This window comes from Mycobacterium sp. NPDC003449 (assembly GCF_053588415.1).
Window position 1 is genome coordinate 1 of sequence record NZ_JBSFPX010000216.1, and the last position, 10,902, is coordinate 10,902.

Here is a 10,902-nt window from a genome sequence, read left to right on the forward strand (position 1 = left end):
CACCTATCTGTCCGACGACTGGGGCCGGGACTGGGGCTCGCTGCGCAGGCTGGACACCATCGTCGACGCCCGACCCGCCCGGATCGACCTCGGCACCGCGACCCGCTCGGGGATGTGGAGCCCTGGCCCGATCCGCTACGAACCCTGATCCACGCGATCGCTACAACTGCGGCGACAGATCCAGCTGCGTCAGGCTGGGTGACGGAGTTCGTGTTCGACTGCACGGCGAATCCAGGACGATACCGAGCGGTCATCCGCGGCGGCCGCGGCGCGCACTTGCTCCAGCAGCTCGGGCGGGAAGCGCACGGGCACCGTGGCGGTCAATCGGCGGCGCCCTGGTCCTTGCGGTTCCTGGTTTTCCGGACGTGCGTAGAACTCGTACTCCTCGTCAGGTGTCATGGGGTGGTTCATCTATCTCTCCGGTACTGGTCAGCGAGTTGTTTAGCAGCCTGGTAGCAGCCGATCGGACGACATCGTCTTACGTTGCCGTCGCGAGCCGGGGCGAGGGGCACCATCAGGACGATGCCGTCCACTTCGGCGACCATCAGCCAATGAGCGGGTGGTTTGGCGGGGTAGAACATCGGGTCTGAAGCCCAGACTTCGCGAACATCCTCGATGCCCAGGCGTGGGTGCTTGAACAGATGCGCGGCTTGAGTGTCGACCTCGAACGGATCCTCTGGGTCGAGCCGATCCAGATCGAACAATTCGTCCGCCACATTCCAAGCGTAATACAAACGGATACAGATTCCAGCAGTCGCCGTGAGCTCGCCTCAACATCGCGACCCGGAACTTGTTAGGCACCGCGATCCGTTGAGGGCCGTGGAACCCTGATCCACGTGATCGCTACAACTGCGGCGACAGATCCAGCTGAGTCAAGGCAGGCATCTGGGTGATCCGCCACTGCCCGTCGACATGGGTCAGCGACAGCCGATAGGATAGGTACCGCAGGGACGGAACGTTTTTGGTGACCGGACTGGTCGACACCGAGTTGGTGTAGACGATCGCGGTGGCCTCGGTCGGCGTGATGGTTTCCACCGCCGTGCCCACCACTTGGGTCTCATTGCTGATCTGGGCCTGCTTGTTGGACGGCACGATCGAGTCGATGAACCTGCGGTACTCGACGGCGAAGTCGTTCGACAAATACCGCTCGGCCCGGTCCGGCAACGACTCGATGTTGTCCGGTGTGTATGACCACAACGTGGTGATGGCATCCGCCGAGGTCTGGGCCACTTGGAGTTTGGTGTCCACCAGCGCACGGTCGGACAGGTACGGCTGCGCCATGGCCCCGGCGAACGCGCCGGCCGCCACGAACAAGCCCGCCGCTCCGGCGGCCGCGTAGGTCAGGCGCTTGCCGGCGGGCTGGTGCGGGACCAGGACAGGTTCCGGCTCGGGCTCCGATTCGGCTTCTGGCTGCGGCTCGGCCTCCGCGTCGGGCTCGGATTCTGACTCCGCGTCGGGCTCGGGCTCCGATTCGGCTTCTGCCTCCGCGTCGGGCTCGGGTGCCGGTTCCGTCTCTGACTCGACGTCGGACTCGACGTCGGCCTTCGGCTCGACTTCCGCGTCCGGTTCGGGCTCGGTGTGCGTTGCTTCCACGGCGGCGGCCGCCCGCGCCCCCTTGCCCATCGGCCGGGGTTTGGCGCGGGCCTCTTCGGGCGGTTCGGCCGACGGCTCGGTGCTCGGCTGGTCGGCGACCGGGGTCTCGGCGCCGGCCGCCTTCCCGCGGCGCCGCCACGGGAAGCGCCGGCGGGGGGTCAGATCACCTGAATCAGCTGGCTGATCTTCCACTGCTGTCCTTCCCGGATCGTCGTTGCCACCCAACGGCTTCCGCTCTCGATCGTGGTTTTCCCATCGGGTGACCGGGTGTCGATCTTGATCGCGACCAGCACATCGGCGCTGCCATTGTCGTTCCAGCGCTGGATACCCGCCTCCAGCACCGTTCCCGCGGTCGGTTCCACTCGGGCCACCTGCACGACGATCTCGTTCTTCTTCTCCTGGAACATCTTCTGGAAGTCGCCGGTGGCCTGCGTCAAGATGCGGTCCGCATAGTCGTTGGCGTGGAAGGGATCGATCGTGGTGTACACGGTCATGAACTCGCGCACGTAGCCGAGCGCGGCAGCGTCCTTGGCCTCGCCGTCGCGGTCGGACTGGTTCTTCACGAACATGAAGGTGCTGCCGGCGATCACGGCGGCGATCAGCAACGCGCACACCAATCCGACCACGGGAAGTCCCCACCGGATCGGCGGTTTCGGCTCGACCGCGAAGTAGTCGGGTTCCCCGGGTTCGACCCGGCGCCGGGGGCTCACTGTCCCGTCTCGTTCATCTGCGGCTTCTTCAGCACGGTCAGGTTGTCGACCTGCCAGTGGCCGTCGGACTTACGGAAGTCGACCCGCACGGTCGCGGTGAGGAACTTCAGCTCCTGCGGGTTGACACCGCGCTGGCCCTGCATCGCCAGGATCATCGCGGCCTCGGTCTTGGTCGTGCCGGGCAGCACCGCACTGCTCACCGCCCAGTACTCGTTGGTGGTCGGACCGGCCTTGCGCACCGCATCCTGCTGGGCGATCAGCTGCGGCCGGTAGTTGTCGGTGGCGAGATCGCGGGCCTTGGTGAAATCCGGGTCGACCGAATCAACCCCGTAACTGAGCATCTGTTCGACGATCCGCGGGCCCTCCGCCGCGATCTGCTCGCGAGCCTGCTGGATCGCCTGGTTCTGCCGGTACAGCATCAGGTAGCCAAGGCCGGCCGCGATCACACACAGCGCCGTGGCCGCCACCAGCATCGCCCCGGCCCGCTGCCGCGCCTGCGGCCCCGCGGGTTCGACCCGGTGCACCTCGGTGCGGGCCAGCAGGTCGGCGAAGGTCCGCTTCCGCCCGTCCCACAGCGGCCACAACCAGCCGATGAACACCGCGGCCGTGTCCAGCAGGTGGGCCAACTCGCGCGCCAGCAGGCGCAGCACTCCGGCGGGCGCACCGTCGGGGGTCACCACCCGCAGCCCCAGCACCGCACGACCCAACGACCAGCCGGTCGTCGCGGGCAGCCACACCCGGTTGACCACGACGACGATCGTCACCACGGCCGCGGTCACGAAGTAGACCCACCACAGCCAGCCGTAGAGCGGTGCCGACAGGGCCAGCAACGCCAACGTGACGACGGCCGCGGCGCCCGGCAGCACATCGATCGCGAACGCACCGACGCGCGCCGTCCATGGCGCCTGCGGCGCCACCGGCACAACCGTCACGACGTGACCTGATCGAGTCTCGCGACCTTGTAGTTGCCGTCCTCGGCCCGCGCCATCTGGACCCGCAGCCGGTAGCCCTGTTCCTCGTCGGTCTTCTCGCTGTTGGTCACCAGCACCCGCATCGCGACCAGCAGATCCATCGAGCCGTCGTCGTTGTGCTTTTCCACCGCGGCCCGCATATCGGACACCTTCACGGTCACATTGGCCGCCTGGTAGGCGTCCATCAACATGCCGCTGTACAGTCCGGCCTGCGCCCCGAAGTCGCCGGTCGCGCATTCGATGATCTTGGTCTGTGCCTCGATCATCGCCTGCGTGTCGGGTGCCTGGGTGGCCGTCACGCAATCCTTGGCCGCCTGCAGCGCCTCGGCCTCGTCGCCCGCGATCCGCTCGCTGGCGGCGTGCGCACGCAGGGCCAGATAGCCGCCGACTCCGGCGGCCGCCGTCAACACCAGCAGCCCGGCGCAGATCCCGGCCATCGCGCCCCGGCCCAGCCGCGATGGGCGCCGCTTGTCATCCTGGGGTTCGGTGAGCTCCGGTTCCTGCTGGTCGGCAAGGTTCAGCCGGCTGGCGCCAGCATCTCCTTCCATCCGTCATCTCCTGGTTTGTTCGAGTTGCTGACGGAGTACTTCACACCGCCGGGACCGACCACCTCACCGTTGGACGGGCTGTAGGTAGCTGTCGAACCTGCTGCCGGAGTGTAGATGCAGGGGTTGGGTTGTTGTCCACTGCAGCTGACACTGCCGCCGCGGGGCGCGGTCAGCGGATCGCTCGACGGCGCCGATCCGCCCACCTCCGGGGGCGGCAGCTGACTCGCGGGCAACGGGTTCAGACCGTTGTTGATCGACGGGGCCGGGATGACCCGGCCCGGATCGACCGGCTGATCGCATCGCGCGCCGGGAGCCGGGCAGTTGCGGATCTGATTCGGATCGCCGTACCAGGGGTTGGTACCCAGTGGCTGATACGGCTCGTTGTCCCGGCATTCGGCCGGGGTGGCGGCCCGCTTACCCGGCACATCGGCGCACGGATAGTTGCGGGCACCGCGGACCGCGTTCGGCGCATCCTTCGGGATCTTGCAGTACAGCCCGGAGGGCAGCGGTTCGGTCCTGGTATCGGCCGGCGAGCGCCACTGCGAGGCAGGCAGGAAGCCGGTCAGGCACGGCGGCGGCTGGTTGATCCCGAGGCCGAAGTGCAGCAGACCGTCGGGGGCGAAGATCGTCGCGGTCTGGGCGATCGACGCCCCCTGGGGCAGCACCACCAGCACCTGCTCGACGTTCTTGTTGTAGCGCTTGAGCATGTCGATGACGATCTCCAGGTTCGCCAACGTCTGCGGCAGGGAATCCCGGACGTCGCTGAACACCGCATTGAGCTGATCGGCCGTCGGCGCCGCCTGCTGCAGACCACTGCGCAGGGCCGCGTCGTTCTGGGCGCTCTGCGCGGCCAGGGTGTTCAGGTTCGCCGCCCACCGCGATATCGCATCGCCCGAGTTCACCTGGCTGTCGATGATCGGGCCCGAGTTCTCGACGATGTCGTTGACCGGATCGATGTTGGCCTTGAAGTCGCCCGCCACCGCCTGCGTCGAATCGACCAGCCGCTGCAGCGAGGGGCCCAGCCCGCCGAACGCCTTGGCGGCCTCGTCGAGCAGGCTGCCGATCTTCTCCTTCGGCAACACCGCGAGACCGTGTTCGGCCGCGTCCAGCGCCGGGCCCACCTCGGCGGGCACCGTGCCCTTGGTGATGGTCTGGCCCTCGCTGAAGTACTGCTTGGGGTCGCTCTCCGAGATCAGGTCGATGAACTGCTCACCGACCGCCGACACCGAGTGCACGTTCGCACTCGCGTCGACCGGGATCTTGTACTGGTTGTAGATCTCCATCCCGACCCTGGCGCCCCGCTCGGTGGGCTCCACCGAGGTCACCTTGCCGATGGTGGTGCCGCGGTAGGTGACGTTGGCGGTCGTGTACAGGCCCGCCGAGTTGGGCAGTTCGGCGTTGAGCTTGTACATCCCGACCCCCGCCCAGGTCGGCAGCCGCAGGTACAGCAGCGCCAGCACGACGAGGGCGACCAGTGTCAGCGTCAGGAAGATGACGAGCTGCATCTTGATGAAGCGGGTCAGCAGCATGTCTCACTCCCCCCTTTCCACCAGCGGTCCACCGGGTGCGTCGTGCGGGTTCGGCGTGAACCTGACGTCCGGGATCATCGTGTTCGGGTCACGGCCCCAGGCCTGTTCGAGCGCCCGCAGCATGCCCGAGACACCGGTCCCGGACAGGAACGCGTTGTCCACCGAGCTCAGCGTGAGGTCCAGCTTCAACGACACGTTGATGTAATCGCCGCGAATCGCCTTCGGCACGTTGTCGATGTTGAACGGCACGGTGAGGATCAGCTTGAGCGCACCGACCAGGTACGGGGCGGCCCGGCTCAGCTGCTTGAGCGGCCGTTGCAGATTCTGCAGATTGGTGTGCAGATTCGCGTTGGAGTTCGACAGGGTGTCGTCGGCGGCCGCCGACAACCGGCCCAGCGCGGTGACCGCATCGGCGAACAGATCGCGGGTCTCGGCGAAATGCTGGATCAGCGGCGGGAACTCGGTCAGCACCCGGTCCAGCGTGTCGTTGCGCTGGGCCACGATGTTGAGCAGCCGGTCGGTCGAATCGATGGCGCGGGTGATGTCCTGGCGCTGCTGGTTGAGTTCGTCGGTGAAGGTGTCGAGGCGGCCCAGAAAGTCCCGGATCTGATCGCCGCGGCCGTTGAGAATGTTGAACACCTCGGTCTGGATGACCTCGATGTTCGGAATGCCACCACCGGTCAGGATGCCCGAGATGCCCGCGAGCGTCCGCTCGATCGACGGATAGGCCGACGACTGCGCCAGCGGGATGGTGTCACCATTGCGGAGCATCTCGCTGGACGGATTGTCCGGCGGGTTCAGCTCGACGTGCTGCGAGCCCAGCAGGCTGGTCTGGCCGATCTTGGCGAGCGTGTTCTTCGGCAGCTTGACGCCGGGCTGAATATCCAGGGTCAGCGTCGGCACCCAGTTGATCAATTCGATCGAGCGGACCCGGCCGACGAACACATCCCGCACCCGCACCCGGCTGTTGGCGTCGAGCGCCAACGTCTCCGGCATCTGCACGTACAGCGTGGTGCTGCCCGACTCGGTGCCCGGCCCACCCGGCAACGGCACGTTGGCCACACCGCGCCACTGACCGCATGAAGTCAGGATCAGCGCCGCCGCGGCCAGGACCGCGACCCGCCGACCGATGCGACTCCAGTTACGCATTCTCAAGCTCACGTTGATCACCCTGCTCCTGCTTCGGCGGGCAGCGGCGGACCCGGAGGCGCAGGCGCGGCGGGCGCCGGAGCCGCGGGTGCCGGGGCGGGCGCGACGGCGGCCAGCGGATCACCGGGGATCACCCCGGGAGCCGGGGCCGGCGGCGGACCGGGCTGCGGATACCACGGCGGTGGCAACGGATTCCGCTCGTCGTAGGAGTTCGGCGGGCCGGGCAGGTTGCCTCCCGGCGGCACCCCGAACGCGGGTGGGGCGGCGGGCGCGACGATGTCGGGGCCACCCATCAACTCCGACAGCGACTCCGGCGTCAGCATGTTCTGGGTGAACGGCTGCACCTGTACACCCTGCATGCCCGGCGCCACGGTCCAGCCCGGCTCGTGGTTGCCGTGCGAGAACAATGTGTCCCGCGACCAGATGCCGGGCACCGTGGTGTCCTTGTACCCCGGCGGCGGCTGCAACCGCTTCTCGGAGTAGGCGATCTGCTTGGGCAGCGTCATCGCGGTGCTGGCCATGTTCATGCCGAACGGCAGATAGTTGAACTTGATCGCATCCATGATCGGCGCCAGGTATTGAGCGCACAGTTCCGCCGAATCCTGGTAGCCCAGGCGGCTGCCGGCCTGGATGGAACTGCAGACGAACTGCAGCGGGTTGGAGAAGTTGGTCAGGCCAGGCAGCACCGGCAGGCCGATGATGCCGCCCTGGTTGGGCGCGACGATGTTGACGACGTTGGCGGCCAGGTTCGGGTAGGCGTGCAGACCGGTTTCCAGGCCGTTGCGCGGCTCGGGCTGCAGGATCGCCGTCGTCGCCTCCGACAGGTTGTTGACGTCGTGCGCGAGCACGCCGCCGTTGCGGTCCAGGAACTCACGGGTGGTCTTGAGCAACCGGTCGAGATCCTGCAGCGCGGTCGCCAACTCCTGATCGGTGTTGGTGAACGAGTTGGTGAACTGGGCGAGATCGTTGTTGAGCGCCACGAACTGCTGATCGCTCTTGTGCAGGGCGTTGACGAACAGCGCGAGGCTCTTCACGACGGCGAAGAAATCGCCCCGCCCCTGGTTGAGGGTGGTCAACGCCTCCGACAGGCCGTTGAGCGTCCGGTTGACCTGCTCGCCCTTGCCCGCGAAACCGTCGGCGAAGGATTCGATGATGTCGCCGAACGGGCCCTTCGGCTGCTGCGGGGTGGGGCCAAGATCGGCGAGCAGCCGGGTTACCTGATTGCGCAGTTCGTCGTATTCGATCGGGATCTGGGTGTTCTGGATCGGGATCACCGCATCGTTCTGCATGGCAGGCCCGCCCGTGTAGGGCGGCGAGAGCTGGATGACCCGTGAGGCCACCAGACTCGGGTTCAGCACCGAGGCGGTCGCGTTCTCCGGCACCTTGTACTTGCTGCTGAAGTGGAAGACCACCTTCATCTTGTCGCCCGCGGTCTCGATCGAGTCGATCGCGCCGACCTTGACGCCCATGATGAGGACCTTGTCACCGGGATAGAGCGCGAGCACCTCGGGGAAGTAGGCGGTGACGGTGGTGGTGGTGATCCGCTTGTACAGGTTCATCCCGAAGTAGCCGACCACCAGCGCGACCACCACGAGCAGCGCGCCGATGATCGCCGCGAGCCGGGAGACATGCGGCAACTTGAGGTTTCGGATGTTGAAGATCGTTGACATGGCGCTCGCCTAACCCCCTTGCGAACCTGGTGGAAGGAACGGCGGATTGCCAGGAAGCGGAGGCGCACCGGCGGGCGCCAGCTCCGGACCCGGCCCGGGCGGCGCGGGAGGTGCGTTCAGCGGCGGCGGGTGCGGTGCGAAGCCGGGGATGTTCTCCGGCAGACCCGGCTGCGGGGCGATCGGGACCGTGCGGGCCCCGGGCGGGCCGGGGGCCAGTTCGACCGGAGCACCCGGCTGATCCGGCGGCATCTGACCGGGGATCGCCGCACTCGGCACCCCGGGTGAATGCGCCACACCATCGGGATTGGGCGCCGACGTCGCGACATCGGGCCCACCGTAGTTCGGGCCGTACGGGTTGTCGCCGTAAGGGCCCTGGGTGAGATGCGCGCACGGCAGCGGGTTGCCCGGGGACGGAATGCCGTCCGCCGGTGGCGTGTACGAGCACGGCGAGCCCGGCGGCACGGCGGGACCGGGATGTTCCGGGGTGCCCTCCAGCGGGGTCGGGGCCGCGGGCGGTGCGCCATTCTCGTGGCGCTCGCCGTTCGGATCGGGGAAGCGGAAGGCGGGCAGACCGGCGTTGCGCCAGAACTCTTCCGGATCGATGCCGCGCTTCTTGAACGCCGCGTCGACGAACGGCTGCAGGATCGTCGGGGGGATCAGGTTCACCAGCATCACCTTGAAGTACGGTCCCGATGCCAGCGCCTCGGCCAGTGACGTGATGAACTTGCCTGCGACGCTGAGGGTGTCGGCGAGATCCTGTTTGCGGTCCACCAGGATGTCGCTGACCGTGCGCAACTGCTCCAGCACGTGGTTGAGGTTCGGGTTGTCGTTGATCAACCCCTCGACCTGATGCGATACCGCCGAAACCCGCTCCAGCAGCATGCTCACCGCCTGGCCGCGTTGGTTCACCGCGGCCAGCAGGGTCTGCGCGTTCACCAGCAGCTGGTTGATCTGCGTGCTGCGGTCACCGAGCACCGTGGCGATCTTGTTCGCGTTCGCCAACAGCTTCTTGACGTCCTCATCGCGCTTGCCGATCGTGTCGGAGAACCTGGCCACACCGTCGAGCGCCGCGCTCAGGTGCGGATTCGTCTGATCCACGGTCTCCGACAACACATTCAGCGACTGCTTCACCGACTGGGTGTCCCAGCCCGATGCGTTGCGCGTGACGTCGAGGAACGCGTCGTAGATCTGATAGGGCGTCGTCGTCTGCCCGAGCGGCAGCATGCCCCGCGGGGACAGCGTCTCACTGCCGCGCGGCTCGATCTCGATGTTCTTGCGGCCCAGGATGGTATCGGTGCGGATCGCGGCACGGCTCGCGGTGCCGATGGTGCGGCCGCCGAGCGTGAAACCGATCTCGACCTTGTCGCCGTTGATGTCCATGCTCTTGACGGTGCCGACATCCATACCGGCGATGCGGACCTTGTCGCCGGTGTTCAGGCCGCCGGTATCGGCGAACTGCCCGTAGTAAGTGGGGACGGCGAACAACATCGGCACACTGGTCAGCGTCGAACCGACACCGATGATGAGGGCAACCACGATGACGCCCATCAGCCCCTTGTGGAACCGGTCGGAACCCTCGAGTGTTCTCATTTCGGCGTGCACCTACCCGACGGCTGCGATGTGATCTTGACTGTCCTGACCGGGCCACCGGGCTGCAATCCGTTGAGCTTCAACGTGAGATCGCAGGCGTAGAAGTTGAAGAAGTCACCGTAGATGCCACCGGCACGGCCGAGGATCTTGAGCGCCTGGGGGATCTTGGTCAGGGTGTCGTTGACCTCGGCCCGCTGATCGATCAGCGGCTGCTGGATCACTTCGAGCTGGCCGACGGTGTCCTTGAGCAAGGGCCGGTTGTCGGAGAGCAGATCGGCCAGCGAGCCCGCCGCGTTGCTGATGTTGCCCACCGACGCTCCGATCGGGTCGGCACGGTTCTTCAGCCCGGTGATGAGCGTCTCGAAGTTGACCAGGGTTTCATCGAACTGCTTCTGGTGTTTGACGGTGGTGTCGAGCACCGTGTTGAGGTTCTTGATCACCTCGCCGATGGCCTGGTCGCGGTCGGCGATGCTCTGGGTGAGCTGCGCCGTCTGGTCCAGGATGTCGCTGATGGTGCCGCCCTGCCCCTGGAAGATCGTGATGATCGATTTGGCGATCGTGTTGACCTTGTCCGGTTCCAGTGACCGGAACAGCGGCCGGAAGCCACCCACCAATGCGTCGAGATCCAGTGCGGGTTCGGTCCTTTCGAGCGGGATGGTGCTGCCCGGCGGGATGATCGTATTGCTCTGGCCGCGCTTGAGTTCCAGGTAACGGTTGCCGATCAGATCCTCGTAGCGAATCGCCGCGGTGCTCTCGTCGAACAGCGGCAGCGACTTCTCGACGCTGAACGTGACCTCGGCCTGCTCGCCACCGTTGATCAGGTCGACCTCGGAGACCTTGCCCACCTCGACGCCCGACGCCCGGACGAACTGCCCGGTGCGCAGCCCACTCACGTTGTCGAAAATCGCCGAATACTCCGAGGTTCGGTTGAACCGGATCTGGCCGAACACCACGAAGATCATCGCGGTGAAGGTGAGCAGCACCAGCGAGAAGATGCCGAGCTTGATAATCGTGCCCTTGATACTCATGGGTTGATCGTGTTCTCCCCCACCTGGCGGCCCCAGACGTATTCGGTCAGGATCGGCTGGCCCAGTTCGAAGTGGTTGTAGGGCGCGATGGATGCGCCGGTGTCCATCACCAGG

At 66.5% G+C, this 10,902-nt stretch carries 13 protein-coding genes; 1 reads left to right on the top strand and 12 read right to left on the bottom strand.

Features of this window, described 5'->3' with window-relative positions; all coding sequences use genetic code 11:
- Positions 1-148, top strand: a 148-nt coding sequence (locus ACWDTP_RS33465) for an arabinosyltransferase C-terminal domain-containing protein (protein ID WP_450027528.1), incomplete at its 5' end; no start/stop codon positions are given.
- Positions 149-189: 41 nt separating this feature from the next.
- On the opposite strand, the gene ACWDTP_RS33470 is transcribed toward ACWDTP_RS33465, so the two are convergent.
- The 12 genes from ACWDTP_RS33470 to ACWDTP_RS33525 form a co-directional block, all read right to left on the bottom strand.
- A complete protein-coding gene (locus tag ACWDTP_RS33470; RefSeq protein WP_071509979.1) occupies positions 190-411 on the bottom strand; it encodes a YlcI/YnfO family protein in 222 nt (73 codons plus the stop codon).
- Positions 408-716, bottom strand: coding sequence for a hypothetical protein (locus tag ACWDTP_RS33475; RefSeq protein ID WP_450027518.1), 309 nt, complete (start codon positions 714-716; stop codon positions 408-410). Before ACWDTP_RS33475 ends, ACWDTP_RS33470 begins: the two co-directional genes overlap by 4 nt.
- Before the next feature lie 127 nt (positions 717-843).
- Complete coding sequence (locus ACWDTP_RS33480) at positions 844-1,785, bottom strand: mammalian cell entry protein (RefSeq protein WP_450027519.1); 942 nt, start codon at positions 1,783-1,785, stop codon at positions 844-846.
- Entirely contained in the window at positions 1,752-2,303 is a 552-nt protein-coding gene (locus ACWDTP_RS33485; RefSeq protein ID WP_450027520.1) for a mammalian cell entry protein, read from the bottom strand. Before ACWDTP_RS33485 ends, ACWDTP_RS33480 begins: the two co-directional genes overlap by 34 nt.
- Positions 2,300-3,235, bottom strand: a complete 936-nt coding sequence (locus ACWDTP_RS33490; RefSeq protein ID WP_450027521.1) for an RDD family protein — start codon at positions 3,233-3,235, stop codon at positions 2,300-2,302. The genes ACWDTP_RS33485 and ACWDTP_RS33490 overlap by 4 nt, the downstream gene beginning before the upstream one ends.
- Complete coding sequence (locus ACWDTP_RS33495) at positions 3,232-3,822, bottom strand: hypothetical protein (RefSeq protein ID WP_450027522.1); 591 nt, start codon at positions 3,820-3,822, stop codon at positions 3,232-3,234. Before ACWDTP_RS33495 ends, ACWDTP_RS33490 begins: the two co-directional genes overlap by 4 nt.
- The gene (locus tag ACWDTP_RS33500) at positions 3,792-5,351 is read right to left on the bottom strand and encodes an MCE family protein (RefSeq protein ID WP_450027523.1); all 1,560 of its coding nucleotides are present in this window, start codon (positions 5,349-5,351) and stop codon (positions 3,792-3,794) included. The genes ACWDTP_RS33495 and ACWDTP_RS33500 overlap by 31 nt, the downstream gene beginning before the upstream one ends.
- A gap of 3 nt (positions 5,352-5,354) precedes the next feature.
- Positions 5,355-6,500 (bottom strand): virulence factor Mce family protein, encoded by a 1,146-nt coding sequence (locus tag ACWDTP_RS33505; protein WP_450027524.1) that lies wholly within the window; start codon positions 6,498-6,500, stop codon positions 5,355-5,357.
- Between the two features lie 17 nt (positions 6,501-6,517).
- The gene (locus ACWDTP_RS33510; protein WP_450027525.1) at positions 6,518-8,170 is read right to left on the bottom strand and encodes a virulence factor Mce family protein; all 1,653 of its coding nucleotides are present in this window, start codon (positions 8,168-8,170) and stop codon (positions 6,518-6,520) included.
- Between the two features lie 9 nt (positions 8,171-8,179).
- Positions 8,180-9,760, bottom strand: coding sequence for an MCE family protein (locus ACWDTP_RS33515; RefSeq protein WP_450027526.1), 1,581 nt, complete (start codon positions 9,758-9,760; stop codon positions 8,180-8,182).
- Entirely contained in the window at positions 9,757-10,788 is a 1,032-nt protein-coding gene (locus tag ACWDTP_RS33520) for a virulence factor Mce family protein (protein WP_450027527.1), read from the bottom strand. Before ACWDTP_RS33520 ends, ACWDTP_RS33515 begins: the two co-directional genes overlap by 4 nt.
- Positions 10,785-10,902 (bottom strand): hypothetical protein (locus tag ACWDTP_RS33525; protein ID WP_450027529.1); only part of this gene is annotated, 118 nt, incomplete at its 5' end. The genes ACWDTP_RS33520 and ACWDTP_RS33525, both read right to left, overlap by 4 nt.